Source organism: Pseudomonas sp. AC169, assembly GCF_979258515.1.
On the sequence record NZ_OZ409866.1, the window covers coordinates 5,626,093 to 5,643,282 of the forward strand.

Annotated in this window: 20 protein-coding genes and 1 pseudogene; 10 read left to right on the forward strand and 11 right to left on the reverse strand. The window is 57.2% G+C overall.

All coding sequences use genetic code 11. The annotated features are described in order from the left end of the window. Positions 1 to 42: 42 nt before the first annotated feature. The 4 genes and pseudogenes from alkB to ACZZ0G_RS25155 all read right to left on the reverse strand — a co-directional run bounded on the left by alkB (position 43) and on the right by ACZZ0G_RS25155 (position 1,386). Positions 43 to 708 carry a DNA oxidative demethylase AlkB gene (alkB, locus tag ACZZ0G_RS25140; RefSeq protein ID WP_463557951.1) on the reverse strand — a complete coding sequence of 222 codons (666 nt, stop codon included), beginning with the start codon at positions 706 to 708 and terminating at the stop codon, positions 43 to 45. 5 nt (positions 709 to 713) lie between these two features. Beyond that, positions 714 to 794, reverse strand: a pseudogene (locus ACZZ0G_RS25145) (2OG-Fe(II) oxygenase); the annotation flags it as partial. A gap of 87 nt (positions 795 to 881) precedes the next feature. Further along, positions 882 to 1,049 (reverse strand): hypothetical protein, encoded by a 168-nt coding sequence (locus tag ACZZ0G_RS25150; RefSeq protein ID WP_463398726.1) that lies wholly within the window; start codon positions 1,047 to 1,049, stop codon positions 882 to 884. A gap of 34 nt (positions 1,050 to 1,083) precedes the next feature. Further along, positions 1,084 to 1,386 (reverse strand): DUF1883 domain-containing protein, encoded by a 303-nt coding sequence (locus tag ACZZ0G_RS25155; protein ID WP_016984992.1) that lies wholly within the window; start codon positions 1,384 to 1,386, stop codon positions 1,084 to 1,086. A gap of 210 nt (positions 1,387 to 1,596) precedes the next feature. On the opposite strand from ACZZ0G_RS25155, the gene ACZZ0G_RS25160 reads away from it, so the two are divergent. Together ACZZ0G_RS25160 and ACZZ0G_RS25165 are read left to right on the forward strand one after the other, a co-directional pair. Next, entirely contained in the window at positions 1,597 to 1,953 is a 357-nt protein-coding gene (locus ACZZ0G_RS25160; RefSeq protein WP_463395989.1) for a hypothetical protein, read from the forward strand. 71 nt (positions 1,954 to 2,024) lie between these two features. Further along, positions 2,025 to 2,255 carry a hypothetical protein gene (locus tag ACZZ0G_RS25165; protein WP_008082673.1) on the forward strand — a complete coding sequence of 77 codons (231 nt, stop codon included), beginning with the start codon at positions 2,025 to 2,027 and terminating at the stop codon, positions 2,253 to 2,255. A gap of 3 nt (positions 2,256 to 2,258) precedes the next feature. Here the strand turns inward: ACZZ0G_RS25165 and ACZZ0G_RS25170 are convergent, their stop codons facing one another. Continuing rightward, positions 2,259 to 2,552, reverse strand: a complete 294-nt coding sequence (locus ACZZ0G_RS25170; RefSeq protein ID WP_404943022.1) for a hypothetical protein — start codon at positions 2,550 to 2,552, stop codon at positions 2,259 to 2,261. Positions 2,553 to 2,682: 130 nt separating this feature from the next. Then, positions 2,683 to 2,868, reverse strand: a complete 186-nt coding sequence (locus tag ACZZ0G_RS25175; protein WP_160058168.1) for a hypothetical protein — start codon at positions 2,866 to 2,868, stop codon at positions 2,683 to 2,685. Between the two features lie 258 nt (positions 2,869 to 3,126). Here ACZZ0G_RS25175 and galU point away from each other — a divergent pair, with 258 nt between their 5' ends. After that, entirely contained in the window at positions 3,127 to 3,966 is an 840-nt protein-coding gene (gene galU, locus ACZZ0G_RS25180; RefSeq protein WP_007912230.1) for a UTP--glucose-1-phosphate uridylyltransferase GalU, read from the forward strand. Positions 3,967 to 4,094: 128 nt separating this feature from the next. Further along, positions 4,095 to 5,453, forward strand: coding sequence for a glutathione-disulfide reductase (gorA, locus tag ACZZ0G_RS25185; protein ID WP_463557952.1), 1,359 nt, complete (start codon positions 4,095 to 4,097; stop codon positions 5,451 to 5,453). Here gorA and ACZZ0G_RS25190 read toward each other — a convergent pair. Then, positions 5,450 to 6,466 (reverse strand): DNA-binding protein, encoded by a 1,017-nt coding sequence (locus tag ACZZ0G_RS25190; protein ID WP_463557953.1) that lies wholly within the window; start codon positions 6,464 to 6,466, stop codon positions 5,450 to 5,452. The two genes, gorA and ACZZ0G_RS25190, sit on opposite strands and share 4 nt — an antisense overlap. Positions 6,467 to 6,643: 177 nt before the next feature. Here ACZZ0G_RS25190 and ACZZ0G_RS25195 point away from each other — a divergent pair, with 177 nt between their 5' ends. From ACZZ0G_RS25195 to ahpF, 3 genes are all read left to right on the forward strand, one after another. Then, positions 6,644 to 7,582, forward strand: coding sequence for a site-specific integrase (locus ACZZ0G_RS25195; protein ID WP_463557954.1), 939 nt, complete (start codon positions 6,644 to 6,646; stop codon positions 7,580 to 7,582). Between the two features lie 137 nt (positions 7,583 to 7,719). Then, a complete protein-coding gene (gene ahpC, locus ACZZ0G_RS25200; RefSeq protein ID WP_034154256.1) occupies positions 7,720 to 8,283 on the forward strand; it encodes an alkyl hydroperoxide reductase subunit C in 564 nt (187 codons plus the stop codon). Positions 8,284 to 8,406: 123 nt separating this feature from the next. Then, positions 8,407 to 9,969 (forward strand): alkyl hydroperoxide reductase subunit F, encoded by a 1,563-nt coding sequence (gene ahpF / locus ACZZ0G_RS25205; RefSeq protein ID WP_463557955.1) that lies wholly within the window; start codon positions 8,407 to 8,409, stop codon positions 9,967 to 9,969. A gap of 310 nt (positions 9,970 to 10,279) precedes the next feature. Here ahpF and gloA read toward each other — a convergent pair whose 3' ends face one another. Further along, positions 10,280 to 10,801, reverse strand: a complete 522-nt coding sequence (gene gloA / locus ACZZ0G_RS25210) for a lactoylglutathione lyase (RefSeq protein ID WP_463557956.1) — start codon at positions 10,799 to 10,801, stop codon at positions 10,280 to 10,282. Between the two features lie 138 nt (positions 10,802 to 10,939). Between gloA and ACZZ0G_RS25215 the strand changes: the two genes are divergently transcribed. Continuing rightward, the gene (locus tag ACZZ0G_RS25215; RefSeq protein ID WP_463557958.1) at positions 10,940 to 11,458 is read left to right on the forward strand and encodes a DUF4946 domain-containing protein; all 519 of its coding nucleotides are present in this window, start codon (positions 10,940 to 10,942) and stop codon (positions 11,456 to 11,458) included. Positions 11,459 to 11,677: 219 nt separating this feature from the next. Here the strand turns inward: ACZZ0G_RS25215 and ACZZ0G_RS25220 are convergent, their stop codons facing one another. From ACZZ0G_RS25220 to ACZZ0G_RS25230, 3 genes are all read right to left on the reverse strand, one after another. Further along, the gene (locus tag ACZZ0G_RS25220) at positions 11,678 to 12,043 is read right to left on the reverse strand and encodes a histone-like nucleoid-structuring protein, MvaT/MvaU family (RefSeq protein WP_077573093.1); all 366 of its coding nucleotides are present in this window, start codon (positions 12,041 to 12,043) and stop codon (positions 11,678 to 11,680) included. A gap of 234 nt (positions 12,044 to 12,277) precedes the next feature. Beyond that, entirely contained in the window at positions 12,278 to 13,813 is a 1,536-nt protein-coding gene (locus ACZZ0G_RS25225; RefSeq protein WP_463557959.1) for an EAL domain-containing protein, read from the reverse strand. 118 nt (positions 13,814 to 13,931) lie between these two features. Further along, positions 13,932 to 14,801 carry a LysR family transcriptional regulator gene (locus tag ACZZ0G_RS25230; RefSeq protein WP_463557960.1) on the reverse strand — a complete coding sequence of 290 codons (870 nt, stop codon included), beginning with the start codon at positions 14,799 to 14,801 and terminating at the stop codon, positions 13,932 to 13,934. Between the two features lie 78 nt (positions 14,802 to 14,879). On the opposite strand from ACZZ0G_RS25230, the gene ACZZ0G_RS25235 reads away from it, so the two are divergent. Further along, on the forward strand, positions 14,880 to 15,827 hold the full coding sequence (locus tag ACZZ0G_RS25235) for a DMT family transporter (protein WP_463557961.1): 948 nt from the start codon (positions 14,880 to 14,882) through the stop codon (positions 15,825 to 15,827). A 245-nt stretch (positions 15,828 to 16,072) separates the two neighbouring features. Then, on the forward strand, positions 16,073 to 17,149 hold the full coding sequence (hppD, locus tag ACZZ0G_RS25240) for a 4-hydroxyphenylpyruvate dioxygenase (protein ID WP_007912211.1): 1,077 nt from the start codon (positions 16,073 to 16,075) through the stop codon (positions 17,147 to 17,149). Positions 17,150 to 17,190 lie beyond the last annotated feature (41 nt).

Here is a 17,190-nt window from a genome sequence, read left to right on the forward strand (position 1 = left end):
AGGGCGCAACACTCCGAGCCTTGCGGTCAAATTTTTTGCAGATTATCCGGCCACGCGAAAGGTCAGATTGATCCGCCGTTCACCGAGACGCGGGTGGCACCCCTGCTTGATCGGCAACACTCCGTGATAACGCAAGCGATCAACGCCGCCCCAGACCACCATGTCGCCATGCAGCAAGGCAATGCGCTGGCTCTTGTCGCTGCGATTGAAACCGCCGAAGAGGAACATGGCCGGCAACCCGAGTGACAGCGAAACGATCGGCGCGCTGTAGGCGTTTTCGTCTTTATCCTGATGCAATGACATCTTCGCGCCGGGGACATAACAGTTGATCAGGCAGGAATCGGCGTTGAAGTCAGCAAATCCGGCTTGCGCCGCTGCCGAGTGCGCCAGCGCCGAGAAGACGTCCGGCATCGCCAGCCATGGCAAACCACTGAGCGGATCGACGCCTGAATAACGGTAACCATAGCGATCAGTGATCCAGCCCAAGCTGCCGCAACTGCTGGTACCTACCGACATGCGGAACCCGCCCGGCGTGACCATGTGGCGCAAGGGTGCGGCGGCAAGAATTGCATCGAGTGCCGGCAGAATCTGTTCGACCAGCGGCAGGGCGAATCCATGCAGCACCCACGATTGTTCGCCAATCTGCTCGGCACGCGGGCGTTGTTCGGGTTCATGATCGGCGAACAGATCGAATGTGTTCGGTTGCATGGCGGTCAGGTGGCGTCGTGAAAGATGATGCCTAGGGTATGCCTTTTTCCACTGTGTAGGCGACTGACGCCGTGACGCAGGGTCACTCCTTGACTCACGGTCGAAGCAGTCAGTCCGGGTCAGTCCTCGCGACAGAACATTTCGCCCCTTGCGGCCGAATTCTCTGCCGCGTCTTACAGTGCTTTGCTGACAGCGATTTCGCTGATCACGTCTGCCTGGTCGTGAAGCTTGTCCAGTTCAGCCTTGGCTTCTTCTTCAGTGCCGTTTACCAGCTGCGCGAATTCGAAGCGGCGTTCACCGTTGAGTTTGTACTTGATGACGTACTTGGTTGTTTGGGCCACGGTCATGCATTCCTTTCTGGTTGGACGGCGTGTCTCAGCTGAGTTTGGTGCTGGAGCGACGGATGATCTTGATCGAATGGGTCAGCGTCGGTTTGCGCGTGACGCTGATCGGCCGGCGGTTGACGGTGTCGATGGTGATGTTCCAGAAACCGGTGCTCGGCGCGGTGATACGGGCCGGGAAGGTGTCGAAGGCGCCGCCATGATAGGTGTGACGGCCGCCATTCTTGAAGCTGCGGAAGTTGGCGTCGTTCATCAAGCGGATGTTGCACATTTGCGAGCATTGGATGACGACGATGTCGTCTTCGTTGAGGTGTTCGCGCTGGTGAATGAATTTCATGGGCGCCTCCAGAAGGGCTTTTTCTACAAAATCAAAACGATAGCTTGTAATTGCGCGCAGTTTATCAGCCCGCACGGGTTATTATCTGGCCGTCGGGCGTTGGTTTGACAATTTTGAACAGATATTCGCAATTGGATGCGGGTTAAATGCAGAAGGCCCCGGAGAAAAACAGCATTTGTGCTGTCGGACGGTCTTTAACGGAGGTTTTGTATGAAGTGGGGTGTGGTGTGTCTGCCATTGATTCTGGCTGTGGGTGGTTGCGCGAATGTTTCCGAAATCAATGAAACGCTGCCGACCATGAGCGTGATCTCCGGCAAGAAACCCCATGAATATGCCCAGTGTCTGGCCGAAAAGCTGGCAGACAGTCGCGGCGCGCTGCAAGTGCAGCCGCACAAGGACGGGGTTCAGGTGATCGTGCCGGGGAAGCTTTCCACTGGCGCGGCGGCAGTATTTGATATCGAGGATCGCTCCGGCGGCAGCAGCATTAAATTGCATGAGCGCATGTCGAATGTGCCGGTGCGTCCCCGTGACGTGCAAAAGGCGGCCAATGCGTGTATTTCCGGCTGATAGACTGACAGTCATCAGCACCAATGCCGTCGCAGTCATGCTGTGACGGCATTTTCATTTCTGGAGTCGCGATGAAGCGAGAGCAAGTACGGGAGCGCCACGTAGAGGGCCTGATCTCTGCCACCCATGTCATCCAGAACCCGGCGAATCCGGGTGAGTGGATCGTGTTTTTCAAGAAGAGCGCCGGGCGCAGCTACTTTCTGGTCGACGATAACGACGAAGTCGAATCCTTCAACCGTCTCGACGATCTGATCGAAGTCGTGCGCGGACTCGGAATCAAATTCGCCGAAATTCATATGTAGAGTCTATTTGCAGACCACGACAACGCTGCGGTTCTTGTAGTTACCGACATCAACGCCCAGGGTTTTGTCGCTTTCCTTGGGCTGAGGCGTGCCATCCGTGCCAACGATGCGATAGCCAGTGCCCGCGCAGGACGCATCGGCTTTTTCATAGCAGGTCGCCCAGGAGTTGGCTTCGCCGGAGCAATCGATCGACAGCCCCTGTTCGCCGTTGTTCAGGTACGTGGGTTGAGAGGTGGCACAGCCGGCCAGTGCCAATACCGCAATCAGTGGCAGGAATTTTTTCAGGGTCATGTTCATGGTCTTCAGCGAGGGGGACTAGACGCTCTGACAGCGCCGGTGTGAAAAGGTTATAGCGTTTGGCCACTTGTTTGTCAGCGGGCACAAAAAAGCCCTGCACAAGGGCAGGGCTGGGGCGTGTCGGGACTGATCAGTCCTGATCTTTGCCACGGCGTTTTGCCGATGCCGGAGTGTCTGTGAACACTGCGGCTACATCGGTCGCCATTTGCTCGCTGTCGAAAGGCCCGGCGATGTGTTCGCCATTGGTGGTGGTCAGCGTCCACTTGCCGTCTTTCTTGTCGATCACATACCCGTTGATGATTTTTACCGCGGCCATCTATCTGTCTCGTTCGCTGGTTCAAAGGCGCCATGATACCGCCAAATGCTGGCATTGGGGGGCGATGAGCGTATGGTAATCCGGATTGTCGACAGCTATGAGCTACGCTGATCTGGCTGCGTCAGGATGCCGATGGAACTATCGGCGAGAATATTTCTCTATGTTGGCATCGGTTAGCCAGTGCGGGGCATTGTAAGGTGCACGCCGCCTGATTAGACTGCGCCGAAACTCGTACACACAGCCTTTTCAAGGACTTATATGATCAAGAAATGCTTGTTCCCAGCAGCCGGTTACGGTACTCGCTTCCTGCCAGCGACTAAAGCCATGCCTAAAGAAATGCTGCCGGTGGTAAACAAGCCACTGATCCAGTACGGCGTTGAAGAAGCTCTGGACGCTGGTCTGACGGAAATCTCCATCGTCACCGGTCGTGGCAAGCGTGCTCTGGAAGACCACTTCGACATCAGCTACGAGCTGGAAAACCAGATCAAAGGCACCGACAAAGAGAAATACCTGGTCGGTATCCGTAAGCTGCTCGACGAGTGCTCGTTCTCCTACACCCGTCAGACCGAAATGAAAGGCCTGGGCCACGCAATCCTGACCGGTCGCCCGCTGATCGGTGACGAACCGTTCGCCGTGGTTCTGGCGGACGACCTGTGCGTTAACCTTGAAGGCGACGGCGTACTGACCCAAATGGTCAAACTGTACAAACAGTTCCGCTGCTCGATCATCGCCATCCAGGAAGTCGACCCGCAGGAAACCAGCAAGTACGGCGTCATCGCTGGTGAAATGATCCGCGACGACATCTATCGCGTTCACAGCATGGTCGAGAAGCCAAAGCCGGAAGACGCGCCGTCGAACCTGGCGATCATCGGTCGTTACATCCTGACCCCTGACATCTTCGACCTGATCGAACAAACCGAACCAGGCAAGGGCGGCGAAATCCAGATCACCGACGCCCTGATGAAGCAAGCCCAGAACGGCTGCGTCATGGCGTACAAGTTCAAAGGCAAGCGTTTCGACTGCGGTGGTGCTGAAGGCTACATCGAAGCGACCAACTTCTGCTTTGAGAACTTCTACAAGACTGGCAAGGCTTACTAAGAGCGCTTGATCGGTTTGCAAGAAAAACCCGCTTCGGCGGGTTTTTTCATTTTGCGCCCCCATATGACTGGCAGTGCTTGCCCAATGGGTGGCTGCAGGTATGCTGATCCCCTGCCGAGGAGATAGAAATGGCCTACGATTTTGACCTTTATGTGATTGGTGCCGGTTCCGGCGGTGTGCGCGCTGCGCGTTTTGCGGCCGGTTTTGGTGCGAAAGTGGCGGTGGCCGAGAGCCGTTATCTGGGCGGGACCTGTGTCAACGTCGGTTGCGTGCCGAAGAAGCTGTTGGTGTACGGCGCGCATTTTGCCGAAGACTTTGAGCAGGCATCCGGTTTTGGCTGGAGTCTGGGTGAAGCGAATTTCGACTGGGCGACGCTGATCGCCAACAAGGATCGCGAGATCAATCGCCTCAATGGCATTTATCGCAATCTGCTGGTCAACAGCGGCGTGATCTTGCATGAAGCGCACGCGAAGATCGTTGGCCCGCATGAAGTCGAAGTGAATGGCGAGCGCTTTACCGCGAAGAACATTCTGATTGCCACCGGTGGCTGGCCGCAGATTCCGGAGATTCCGGGGCGCGAACACGCGATCGGTTCGAATGAGGCGTTTTTCCTCAAAGAGCTTCCGAAGCGTGTGCTGGTGGTTGGCGGCGGTTATATCGCGGTCGAGTTTGCCGGGATTTTCCATGGTCTTGGCGCTAACACCACGCTGCTGTATCGCGGTGATCTGTTCCTGCGCGGCTTCGATGGTTCGGTGCGCAAGCATTTGCAGGAAGAGCTGACCAAGCGTGGTCTGGATCTGCAGTTCAATGCCGACATCGCGCGTATCGACAAACAGGCCAATGGCAGCCTGAAAGCCACGCTTAAAGATGGTCGAGAGCTGGAGGCGGATTGCATTTTCTACGCCACTGGCCGGCGTCCGATGCTCGACAATCTGGGTCTGGAAAACACCGACGTGCAGCTCACCGACAAAGGCTTTATCAAAGTCGACGAGCAGTACCAGACCAGCGAACCATCGACTCTGGCCCTGGGCGATGTCATCGGCCGTGTGCAGCTGACGCCAGTGGCATTGGCTGAAGGTATGGCCGTGGCGCGGCGTCTGTTCAAGCCTGAGCAATACCGGCCAGTGGATTACAAGATGATCCCGACGGCGGTGTTCAGCCTGCCGAACATCGGCACGGTCGGTTTGACCGAAGAGGAAGCGCGCGAGGCTGGCCACGATGTGGTGATCTTCGAAAGCCGTTTCCGGCCGATGAAGCTGACCCTGACCGAGTGTCAGGAGAAAACCCTGATGAAGCTGGTGGTCGACGGCAAGACCGACAAAGTCCTCGGCTGCCACATGGTTGGCCCTGACGCCGGCGAGATCGTCCAGGGTCTGGCGATTGCGTTGAAGGCTGGCGCGACCAAGCGCGACTTCGACGACACGATCGGGGTACACCCGACGGCCGCCGAAGAGTTTGTGACCATGCGTACGCCGGTCGGCGCTTAAGCGTCTTTCGGTTTGGCCGAGTCTGGTGCTGCCGCAACGGCAGCCGCCAGACGCTGGCTTTCTTCCAGGCTCGCCTGAGCTTTGCTTAATTCCTTTTCCAGAGACTGATTGAGCAGCGTTTGCTCCTCGACGTTCTGCTTGAGTGTCTGGCTTTCCAGTGTGGCCACGCGCAAGCGTTCCTGGAGTAGGGTGCGCTCGCTGTCGACGCGGGTCGCTTGCTCCAGCAATTGGTCCTGACGCTGATTGCTCTGCTTGAGCTGATCTTGTAGCAGGCTCAGTTCGCGCTGGGTGCCACGGTTCTCCGTGAGCAGGCGTTCGTTGTCGCGGTGCAGTTGCGTGATTTCGTCCTGGCGAACCAGCGCACTTTGCTGCGCCTGACGCAGTTCGGCTTGAATCTGCTGCACTTGCGCTTCGTGGCGGCTCTGCTCCTGTTCGCGCTGCTCTCTGGTGGCGTTGCGGTAGTGCTCGAGCGCATCGCGAGCGTGCAGGTGTTTCTCCTCCAGCGAGCGGATCTGCTCGTCCTTGTCCTGCAAGCGCAATTCGAAATCGGCCAGTGCCTGATTGAGCCCGGCATTGCGGGTTTGTTCGGTTTGCAGCATCGAGCGCGTGTTGTTCAGCGCTTCGGACTCGCGCTCCAGTGCGGCGCCTTGAATGTCGTGGTCGTGTTCGAGCTTTTCCAGTGCCTGACGCGTCTGTTTCAGCTCCGACTCCAGTGCCTCGCGCTGTTCCTCGAACTGCTCGCGGGCCTGCTCGATGGGCTCTTGCGCCTGCTCTTTGAGGCGTTGCGCGAGGCGCGAGACAAGGGCGGTCAACTCATCATCGATCGGCTCTGCCGAAGCTTCAACCGGCTGCGCGCCGTCATCCAGTTCTTTCAGGTAACGATGGATCGTGGTTTTCGAGCCGGTGTTGCCCATTTCAATGCGTACTGCATCGATGCTCGGGTGTTCGCCACGGGCGAGGATCGCTGTGCGCGCGATCTGCACCAGTGCTTTGGTAATGCCGCCACGGGCCATGTGAACTCCTACGGTTACGTACTGTGGTACATGCCACTAAAGTACGCAGTGTACCATCTCAAAAATAAAGATAAACCTTTGATAATAAAGACGCGGGATATACTGGTATTACCCAGTGTCAGGCGGCAAAATGCTCATCTGCATCCTTGAATCAGTACGCCAGCGAGAAAACAGCCCATGAGCGATCTGGATCGCTATCTGCAAGCCGCCACCCGCGACAACACGCGCCGCAGCTACCGCGCGGCCATCGAGCATTTCGAAGTGAAGTGGGGCGGGTTTCTGCCGGCGACGGCTGATAGCGTTGCGCGTTATCTGGTGGCGCACGCTGAGGAGTTGTCGATCAATACGTTGAAGCTGCGGCTGTCGGCTCTGGCGCAGTGGCACAACAGCCAAGGGTTCGCCGATCCGACCAAGGCGCCAGTGGTGCGTAAGGTCTTCAAAGGCATTCGCGCGTTGCACCCGGCGCAGGAGAAACAGGCTGAGCCGTTGCAGTTGCAGGATTTGCAGCGCGTCATCGACTGGCTGGAACAAGAAGCGCAAACCGCAAAAGAGCAGCAGGATCGCCCGTTACTGCTCAAGGCTTACCGTGATCGAGCCTTGATCCTGCTGGGATTCTGGCGTGGCTTCCGCAGTGATGAATTGTGTCGCTTGCAAATCGAACACGTGCAGGCACACGCAGGGAAAGGCATCACCTTGTATTTGCCACGCAGCAAGGGTGATCGGGAAAATCTTGGCCAGACCTATCAAGCCCCGGCGCTGCTCAAGCTCTGCCCGGTGCAGGCCTACATCAACTGGATCACCGAAGCGGCGCTGGTGCGTGGCCCGGTTTTTCGCAGCATCGACCGCTGGGGCAATCTGAACGAGGAGGGGCTGCATGCCAACAGCATCATTCCTCTGCTGCGTCAGGCATTGCAGCGCGCCGGGATCGCCGCTGAAAACTACACCAGCCATTCCCTGCGTCGTGGCTTTGCCACCTGGGCGCATCAAAGTGGCTGGGATCTTAAATCGTTGATGAGTTATGTCGGCTGGAAAGATATGAAGTCCGCGATGCGCTATGTTGAAGCCAGCCCATTCCAGGGGATGGCTCGGATTACGGATAAACCGGCTATGTCGTAGAGATCGTTTTCTTCTATTAATACAGTCAGCTAATAGCGAAAACAAATCAGCAGCATCAGGTTTGCCAATGAGCCATCCGTCGAGTGAGTGGGTAGGATTCACCCATCAACTTCATAACCCCTGACGGAGAGTCATCAATGCCTATCATCAACAGCCAAGTAAAACCGTTCAAAGCTACCGCGTTCAAAAACGGCGACTTCGTTCAAGTCTCGGACGCTGACCTGAAAGGCAAGTGGTCGGTCGTGTTCTTCTACCCAGCCGACTTCACCTTCGTTTGCCCAACCGAGCTGGAAGACCTGGCTGACAACTACGCTGCTTTCCAGAAACTCGGCGTAGAGATCTACAGCGTTTCCACCGACACCCACTTTGCCCACGCTGCTTGGCACAACACTTCGCCAGCCATCGGCAAAATCGAATACACCATGATCGGCGACCCGACCCACGCCATCTCCCGCAACTTCGACGTGCTGATCGAAGAAGCTGGCCTGGCTGACCGTGGCACCTTCGTGATCAACCCTGAAGGCCAGATCAAAATCGTTGAACTGAACGATGGCGGCGTTGGCCGTGACGCTTCCGAGCTGCTGCGCAAGATCAAGGCCGCTCAGTACGTTGCTGCTCACCCAGGCGAAGTTTGCCCAGCCAAGTGGAAAGAAGGCGAGGCCACTCTGGCGCCGTCCCTGGACCTGGTCGGCAAGATCTAAGTCTGTGACACGCAACTCGGGGCGGATCTCCGCACCTACTTAAGTTAGCTGCAACGCCCCATAAAAATGCCCGGGCGAGATTCGCTCGGGCTTTTTTCGCCTCAAATAAAGGAAATCGCCCGTATGTTGGACGCCAATCTTAAAGCCCAGTTGAAATCGTACCTGGAACGGGTCACCCAGCCGATCGAGATCGTTGCCTCCCTCGACGACGGTGCGAAATCCCGTGAAATGCTGGAACTGCTGAAAGACGTTGCCAGTCTTTCGAGCCAAATTACTTTGATCGACAGCGGTGACGATGCGCGCAAGCCATCGTTCTCGATCAACCGCCCGGGTGCTGACATCAGTCTGCGTTTCGCCGGCATCCCGATGGGCCACGAATTTACTTCGCTGGTGCTGGCCTTGCTGCAAGTCGGCGGCCACCCATCGAAAGCCAGCGTTGAAGTGATCGAACAGATCCGCGCGCTGAAAGGCGAGTTCAGCTTCGAGACGTACTTCTCGCTGTCCTGCCAGAACTGCCCGGACGTGGTCCAGGCGCTGAACCTGATGGCCGTGCTCAATCCGAACATCCGCCACGTCGCTATCGACGGTGCGTTGTTCCAGGACGAAGTCAACGATCGCAAGATCATGGCCGTGCCGAGCATCTACTTGAACGGCGAAAACTTTGGCCAGGGCCGCATGGGCCTGGAAGAAATTCTCGCCAAACTCGATACCGGCGCCATCGAACGTCAGGCCGAGAAAATCAGCGCTAAAGAAGCCTTCGACGTGCTGGTTGTCGGCGGTGGCCCGGCCGGTGCGTCGGCAGCGATTTACGCTGCACGTAAAGGCATTCGCACTGGTGTTGCGGCCGAGCGCTTTGGCGGTCAGGTGCTCGACACCATGGCCATCGAGAACTTCATTTCCGTACAGGAAACCGAAGGGCCGAAACTGGCCACGGCGCTGGAAGAGCACGTCAAACAGTACGACGTCGACATCATGAACCTGCAGCGCGCCGATAAGCTGATCCCGGGCAAAAACGGCGAGCTGCACGAAGTCCGCTTCGCCAGCGGCGCAACCCTCAAAGCCAAGAGCGTGATCCTGGCGACCGGTGCGCGGTGGCGTGAAATGAACGTGCCGGGCGAGCAGGAATACCGCAACAAGGGCGTGGCGTACTGCCCCCACTGCGACGGTCCACTGTTCAAAGGCAAGCGTGTTGCGGTGATCGGCGGCGGTAACTCCGGCGTTGAAGCGGCCATCGACCTGGCCGGTATCGTGTCGCACGTAACGCTGCTGGAGTTCGACGTACAACTGCGCGCCGACGCCGTCTTACAGCGCAAGCTGCACAGCCTGCCGAACGTCACCGTGATCACCAGTGCACAAACCACGGAAGTCACCGGTAATGGCGAGAAGGTCAACGGGCTGCGCTACAAGGATCGCAACACTGACGAACTGCGCACTGTCGAGCTGGAAGGCATTTTTGTGCAGATCGGTTTGCTGCCGAACACTGACTGGCTGAAGGGCACCATCGAGCTGTCGCCACGGGGCGAGATCATCGTCGATAACCGCGGCGAGACTTCGGTTGCGGGTATCTTCGCTGCCGGCGACGTGACGACCGTGCCGTACAAGCAGATCGTGATTGCGGTGGGCGAGGGCGCGAAGGCTTCGCTGAGTGCTTTTGATCACTTGATCCGCACGTCGGCTCCGGCTTAAGCGTCAGGCCTGAAATGAAAAAACCCATGAGCGATCATGGGTTTTTTATTGCGCGTGAAAAGCTGCCCCTCACCCCAGCCCTCTCCCGAGGGAGAGGGAGCCGACCGAGGCGTCTGGCGCTATCCGTCGACCTGAATGACCGAGTCGATTATGGATTCAACGCCAATTGTTCAAGTCGGTGACCGAACAGGAAAAAACGCGTCGATTATGGATTCAATACCAATCGCTCAAGTCGGCGTAAATCTCCAATATCCCCCAATCAGTCCCCTCTCCCTTTGGGAGAGGGTTAGGGTGAGGGGCTTTTCAGCTTTTACAGTGGCGCGGGCTGAATGATCTCGACCCAGTAACCATCCGGGTCCTTGATGAACGCCAGGCTTTTCATACGGCCATCGGTCAGGCGCTTCTGGAAGTCGCAGCCCAGTTCTTCAAAACGCGCGCAAGCGGCAACGATGTCCGGCACCGAGATGCAGATGTGGCCAAAACCACGCGGATCGGTGTTGCCGTTGTGATAGGCGAAATCTGCGTCGTTCTCCGTGCCGTGGTTGTGCGTCAGTTCCAGAATGCCAGGAATCGACTTCATCCACTCGTTACGCGCAGCGGCATCGGCCGGGATCTGTGCCTTGTCGACCAGCGCAAGGAAATACAGGCTGAATTCCGCTTCCGGGAAATCGCGCTTCTCAACCAGCGAAAAACCCAGCACGCGGGTGTAGAAGTCCAGCGACTTGGTGATGTCTTTGACACGCAACATGGTGTGGTTGAAAACGAAGTTTCGGGTTGCGCTGTCTGGCGTGGCGGTGACGCCGGGGAAAGTGTTGAGTTCGTGCAGGCTCATGGGCCCTCCAATAACTATGGGCGAGTGATGGGCGCCATGATACGCATGCCTGCCAGCATCGCCAAATGAAAGGGCAGACTTGCCCTGCGTGCGGGCGAGCCTCAGACTTTACCGCTCAATCTGCGAGTGCGTCCGGCAATGATCCGACTGTTCAAATCCCTGTTTGTGTTTTCTGCGTTGTCGTGTGTGGCGGTCTGCGTGTCAGCGGATGAGCCGAGCATTACCTGGCCAACTGGCTGGGAAATCGAGGTGCTGCCTCAATCGGCTCCGCAGGTTTCCCGTCAGCGCGCGGTCAAGAACGACGCCGATGGCAATCAGGTGATGGTGATGGAGTTGACCATGACTCAGGTTGAAGAGGGGCATCAGGTCAATTTGCAGGGTGTGCTGCTGGAAATGCGAAAATCGATACAGAAGGACTTCTTCCAGGGCGGCTACCAAAGTGTCTGCAACAAAGTGCATCCGGCCACGCTGGGTTCTTTGCCGGCATTGGAAACCACTTGCACGATCACCGAAAACGGGCGTCATGTGTTGTCGCAAACCTTGGTGGCAGCGGTCGAGGCGGACAAGGCTTATGTTCTTTCCTATGCCGGACAGGCCGAGGTTTATAAGGCTAGCGCAGACGAGATAGTGGCGGTGAGAAACAGCTTGAAACTTTAAGTCTCTGTACTCTTCGCAGCGCCGGTTAGATACCTGAAGGGATTAAGCACAAAGTTTAACGTTGGCCTCGCTCGCAACATTGCGCAGCAAAATGTTTAGCTCTCTGACTCAGCCACGTTACAGAAAGGTCGAAAATTGTTAGATGAAATTCATTTCATTTGTTAGATATTGTCAATAAAAAAGCCCTGCATCATGCAGGGCTTTTTTATTGGCGTGGGATTAACCGCGCAACCAGGAATCAACGGTGGCTGCACCGTATTGTTCTTTCCAGGCTTTCAGGCCACGGTGGTTGCCGCCCTTGGTTTCGATCAGTTCACCGGTGTGCGGGTTGTGATAAACCTTGACCACACGAGCGCGGCGGGTCTTGGGTGCTGCAGAAGTCTGCAGACCGGATTTGGCCGGATTCGGATCGAGAATGGCGATGATGTCTTTCAGGCCTTTGCCGTAGTGTTTCATCAGCCCCTGGAGCTTTTCTTCGAATTCGATTTCTTTCTTGAGCCCGGCATCGTTCTTCAGCGATTCCAGCTGCTTGAGCTGTTCCTGAAGGGCCTTTTCAGCTGCACGAAATTCAGCGAGTCTGGACAATATCTTTACTCCAATAGTGTGTTTGGCTGATACCAACCGCAAACAAAGCTATAAGCCAAGAGCCTTGAAGCGACTCGGTGATAAATGGCTCACCTGCCAATTTTGCTCAGGTTGAAAAAATTGTAGTAGTTAATGCGCCAAGAGTAAATCCTGATGTTGTCTTCATGTAACAACAGCGGTCTTTTGTATCAATTTGGTGCGCCTGATCGGTACGCTCGTCTTAATCCGGCTTAGTTAATGGTGAGTTAATGCGCTGATGAACTCCGCGGCCGGCATCGGTTTGCCGAACAGGTAGCCTTGCAGAAAGTTGACGCGATGCGCGGTCAGATAATCGGCTTGCGCCTGAGTTTCGACACCTTCGGCAACAATACCCAAATCAAGCTTGGCCGACAGTTCGATAATGGTGTCGAGAATGTGTCGGGACAACGCATCGATGCCGATCATGGCGACAAAACTCTGATCGATCTTGAGGAAGTCCACATTGAATTTGCGCAAGTAGCCGAGGCTCGAGTGGCCGGTGCCGAAGTCGTCAATCGCGATCTTCACGCCCAATGCATGCAGTTGCTCGAACAGTTGCCGGGTGATGTCGGTGGGCTCGATCAATTCACGCTCGGTCAGCTCCAGCACCAGGTTGATGCTGTCGGGTGCGAACGCGGCGAGAAACGTTCGACAGTCCTCCACCAGCTCCAGGTCTTTGCAATGGCTGGCGGTGATATTGATGCCGATATGAAACGGCGGGGTAAACGTTGCTGACAGCGGCCCCAGCAGCGCGGCGGTCTGTTGCATCAGGGCGCGGGTCATCGGCACGATCAACCCTGAATGTTCGGCGAATGGAATAAACAGATCCGGACGTACCAGGCCTTCTTTCGGGTGAGTCCAGCGCATCAACACTTCTGCCCCCGACCATGCCTTGCTGTCGCCATGCACCACGGGCTGGAAATAGGGAATAAACTCGCCAGCCTCGAGCGCCCTGAGCATCTCGTGGCTCGGTGAAGTGGAGCGCTTCTGCAAGACATGGCCGATAGCACCCGACACCACGCCAAAAAAGATCAACAGACTGAACAGCGGCGGATATTCATCGGCCATGTAGCGCCAGGTTTCGCCCTCGGGAAAACCCGCAGAAACGCTGAACGCGTAGCGTGAAGAGTCCAGGGTGTTTTGTGCGATCGGCAACGCGGGCAGGGCGCCAGTGTGTACTTTGCCGTCGGCCGACAGCCAGTTGTCGCCTACTTGCAGCACCAGCAGCATGTGCCGGCCGATCAGACGCAACATGTTGCTCAGATGGTAACCGTCCAGCGTCGTCAAAGCGCCGCCGCGACCTTCGCTGAGCCGATAGACCAGCAGTGCCGTGTTGGGTGTCACCGGGTTGCCGTTCATCAGCCACAACTTGCCCTGGTTGTAGTCGCCTGCGTTGACGGCTTCTTTATAGTCGCCAAACAACGAGCTGCAATAGAGGTTGTCGTCCCACACCAGATTGGTCGAGCGCACGAACGGGCGGCGGGTCACTTGCTCGCGCAAGGCGAGTTTGACGTTTTCGCAGGTCTGGCCGGCCAATGGCAGCAATTCACGGGCGGCCTGGGCGGTGTTGTCGAGCATCAACTCGAATTGGCGCAACGCCTCTTCGGCGGTCTGCTGTGAACCTTGCTCCAGCGTGCGTTCGGCCTGCATGTAAAGAATGGCGCTGCCCAGCAGTACTGGAAGCAAGCCGCTGAGCAGTGTCAAAACGATGCGGGTGCTGCGTTTGCGGCGGGGCCTGACGGTCAACGGCATGGGCGCATCCTGTCGCGGTGGAGTGGGGCTCTCGAATGCAGGCCGGATAACGGCGCGCCGCTGAAAAACACATCAGCCAGAACGGAGGATAGATGGCCGCAGGCGCTTGCGCCGCACATCAATGATTCATCCGCGCCGCCAATTCGATAAATGCCAGGGTGGCGGGGGACGCCTGGCGCTGATCGAGAACGGCAAGTCCAACCTGGCGCAGCACGGCGGGCAGCAATGGTTTCTTCACGTAACGAGGTGATGCGTCGTCTGGCAATGACCCTTCGGCGACAATCGTGATGGCATCGCCACGGCTGACCGTGTCGAGGGTGCTGAGCAGTTGCGAGCAGCGATAGCGGATGTTCGGTTGCAAGCGCGCAGCCGTGAACAACCGCGAAACCAGTTCCGAAGAGCCGGCCTCGGTGAGCACGAACGGGCTGTCGCACAAATCCTTGAGGTTCAACGCTGACCGCGCTGCCAAGGGATGGCCCACAGGGAGCAGGGCGATCATCTGGTCTTCGATCAAGGCAAACGTGTCGAAGCGCTCGTCGGGTAGCACCACGAAACCGATGTCGATTCGCCGTTCTTCCAGCCATTGAGTCACTTGCCTGTCCGGTCCTTCGTCAATATGCACTTCGATGCCCGGATGCGCCTCTCGGTAGCGCCGCAGAATAGCGGGCAACAGCTTGATCGACGAAGTCGGGCCGAACGAGCCGATGCGCAAGGTCCCGCTTTTCATACCGCGAGCATCGGCGGCTTCCTGACGCAAGGTGTTGGCCAGACCGAGCATGGCGCGGGCGCGCAGCAACAGTTGCTCGCCGATGTCACTGAGCTCCACGGACGATTGATACCGACGCAGCAGTTCAACACCCAGTTCCTGCTCCAGCGACTTCATCGCATGGGACACCGCCGATTGCGAAATCCCCAACCGGTGCGCGGCGAGGGTGAAACCGCGCAGTTCGGCGACCAGCGAGAAGACCTCCAGTTGTGTGAGGGTCATGAGTATTTGCTCATTTTACGATGATGAAGAATGAGGGGAATGATACGGCATTCCTCAAGTTCTTTGGTCTGGAGCGTCATGCGTAACGTCGAGCAGCTGCACACAACATCGTCCGACATCCCGGTTTATCTGACACTCGCTGCGGTCACCATGATCTGGGGCGGGACCTTTGTCGCCGGGCGTTTCCTGGCTGGCAGCCTGAGCCCGATGTTCGCCGCCAGCCTGCGCTTTTTGCTGGCGAGTGCGGCATTGCTCGGCTTCTTGTGGATGATGCGGATTCCCTTGGTACGGCCGACCCCACTGCAGTGGCTGCAACTGATGCTCTTGGGGTTCTTCGGGATTTTCTTCTACAACCTGTGCTTTTTTTACGGCTTGCAGTACATCAACGCCTCGCGGGCTTCGTTGATTGTCGCGTTGAACCCCGCAGTAATCGGTCTCGCCTCGTGGTGGTTGTTCAAAGAGCGTTTGGGCCGGATGAAAGTCGCCGGTATCGCGACCTGTATTGGCGGCGCCGGGCTGGTGATCGTCAGTCGTAATCCGCAATTAATGGCGGCCACACCTGATGCCTGGATCGGTGATCTGCTGATTCTCGGCTGCGTGCTGGGCTGGGGCGTTTATTCGTTGTTTTCCCGTGAGCTGAATCAAACGCTGGGGCCGGTGCAGACCGTGACTTACTCGATCCTGCTCGGCACGCTGATGTTGTGGGTTCTGGCGGCCGTGCGCGGCGAGCTGAGCTGGGGGGCGCTGAATAATCTGGGCGTGGCGCAATGGCTGAGCCTGCTGTACCTCGGCGTCCTCGGCTCGGCGCTGGCCTACATCGGCTACTACGATGGCATTCGTAAAATCGGCGCGACGCGCAGCGGCGTGTTTATCGCTTTGAACCCGTTAACGGCGGTCATCCTTGGCGCACTGCTGCTGGACGAGCAACTGACGCCAGCCATGTACCTGGGTGGTGCGCTGATCCTCGGGGGCATTTACCTGTGCAACAAACCCCTTGCACCGGGCGCAAAAAAGCGGATTTTATAGGGAGGGCAGACAAGCCTATTTACGCTGTGTAGAATCGGGTTACGCATACAATAATAATCGTCTTCTGGCAGCAGAAGCCTCGCCCGCAAGAGCCTTGGGTCGACAATGAAGATATTCGGGTTTCAACTGATCTACGGTGACTTCCTCGCCCGCAGTGTGCGTGGCATCTCCTGTGCGCCACCCACCGACCTCGCATGACTGACAAATAACCCTGGTTAATTGATAAGAAATGATGAGGCGTCACCATGGCAGATTTATACGAAAACCCAATGGGCCTGATGGGCTTTGAATTCATCGAGCTCGCATCGCCGGTGCCGGGCACTCTGGAGCCGATCTTCGAGATCATGGGCTTCACCAAAGTCGCCACCCACCGCTCCAAGAACGTGCACCTTTATCGTCAGGGCGCGATCAATCTGATCCTCAACAACGAACCGAACAGCGTCGCGTCGTACTTCGCCGCCGAGCACGGTCCGTCCGTGTGCGGCATGGCGTTCCGCGTCAAGGATTCGCAGAAAGCCTACAACCGCGCACTGGAACTTGGCGCTCAGCCGATCCACATCGAAACCGGCCCGATGGAGCTGAACCTGCCGGCGATCAAAGGCATTGGCGGCGCACCGCTTTACCTGATCGACCGTTTCGGCGAAGGCAGCTCGATCTACGACATCGACTTCGTGTTTATCGAAGGCGTTGATCGCAACCCGGTCGGTGCCGGCCTGAAGATCATCGACCACCTGACGCACAACGTGTATCGCGGTCGCATGGCCTACTGGGCGAATTTCTACGAGAAACTGTTCAACTTCCGCGAAATTCGTTACTTCGACATCAAAGGCGAATACACCGGCCTGACCTCGAAGGCGATGACTGCACCGGACGGCATGATCCGCATCCCGCTGAACGAAGAGTCGTCCAAAGGCGCGGGCCAGATCGAAGAGTTCCTGATGCAGTTCAACGGCGAGGGCATCCAGCACGTGGCTTTCCTCACCGACGACCTGATCAAGACCTGGGATCAGTTGAAGAAAATCGGCATGCGCTTCATGACCGCGCCGCCGGATACTTACTACGAAATGCTTGAAGGTCGTCTGCCGAACCACGGCGAGCCGGTGGATCAGCTGCAATCGCGCGGCATTCTGCTTGACGGTGCTTCGGAGCAGGGCGACAAGCGTCTGCTGCTGCAGATCTTCTCGGAAACCCTGATGGGGCCGGTGTTCTTCGAATTCATCCAGCGCAAAGGCGATGATGGTTTCGGCGAAGGCAACTTCAAGGCGCTGTTCGAATCGATCGAACGTGACCAGGTGCGTCGTGGTGTACTGGCTACCGAGTAATCCGCCGCTGAAATAAAAAAATCCCGGCCTGCAGCGATGCA

Coding starts and splice junctions, on each gene's coding strand:
- alkB (WP_463557951.1), bottom strand. CDS start 708: ATGCAACCGAACACATTCGATCTGTTCGCCGATCATGAACCCGAACAA.
- ACZZ0G_RS25155 (WP_016984992.1), bottom strand. CDS start 1,386: ATGAAATTCATTCACCAGCGCGAACACCTCAACGAAGACGACATCGTC.
- ACZZ0G_RS25160 (WP_463395989.1), top strand. CDS start 1,597: ATGAAGTGGGGTGTGGTGTGTCTGCCATTGATTCTGGCTGTGGGTGGT.
- ACZZ0G_RS25165 (WP_008082673.1), top strand. CDS start 2,025: ATGAAGCGAGAGCAAGTACGGGAGCGCCACGTAGAGGGCCTGATCTCT.
- ACZZ0G_RS25170 (WP_404943022.1), bottom strand. CDS start 2,552: ATGAACATGACCCTGAAAAAATTCCTGCCACTGATTGCGGTATTGGCA.
- ACZZ0G_RS25175 (WP_160058168.1), bottom strand. CDS start 2,868: ATGGCCGCGGTAAAAATCATCAACGGGTATGTGATCGACAAGAAAGAC.
- galU (WP_007912230.1), top strand. CDS start 3,127: ATGATCAAGAAATGCTTGTTCCCAGCAGCCGGTTACGGTACTCGCTTC.
- gorA (WP_463557952.1), top strand. CDS start 4,095: ATGGCCTACGATTTTGACCTTTATGTGATTGGTGCCGGTTCCGGCGGT.
- ACZZ0G_RS25190 (WP_463557953.1), bottom strand. CDS start 6,466: ATGGCCCGTGGCGGCATTACCAAAGCACTGGTGCAGATCGCGCGCACA.
- ACZZ0G_RS25195 (WP_463557954.1), top strand. CDS start 6,644: ATGAGCGATCTGGATCGCTATCTGCAAGCCGCCACCCGCGACAACACG.
- ahpC (WP_034154256.1), top strand. CDS start 7,720: ATGCCTATCATCAACAGCCAAGTAAAACCGTTCAAAGCTACCGCGTTC.
- ahpF (WP_463557955.1), top strand. CDS start 8,407: ATGTTGGACGCCAATCTTAAAGCCCAGTTGAAATCGTACCTGGAACGG.
- gloA (WP_463557956.1), bottom strand. CDS start 10,801: ATGAGCCTGCACGAACTCAACACTTTCCCCGGCGTCACCGCCACGCCA.
- ACZZ0G_RS25215 (WP_463557958.1), top strand. CDS start 10,940: ATGATCCGACTGTTCAAATCCCTGTTTGTGTTTTCTGCGTTGTCGTGT.
- ACZZ0G_RS25225 (WP_463557959.1), bottom strand. CDS start 13,813: ATGCCGTTGACCGTCAGGCCCCGCCGCAAACGCAGCACCCGCATCGTT.
- ACZZ0G_RS25230 (WP_463557960.1), bottom strand. CDS start 14,801: ATGACCCTCACACAACTGGAGGTCTTCTCGCTGGTCGCCGAACTGCGC.
- ACZZ0G_RS25235 (WP_463557961.1), top strand. CDS start 14,880: ATGCGTAACGTCGAGCAGCTGCACACAACATCGTCCGACATCCCGGTT.
- hppD (WP_007912211.1), top strand. CDS start 16,073: ATGGCAGATTTATACGAAAACCCAATGGGCCTGATGGGCTTTGAATTC.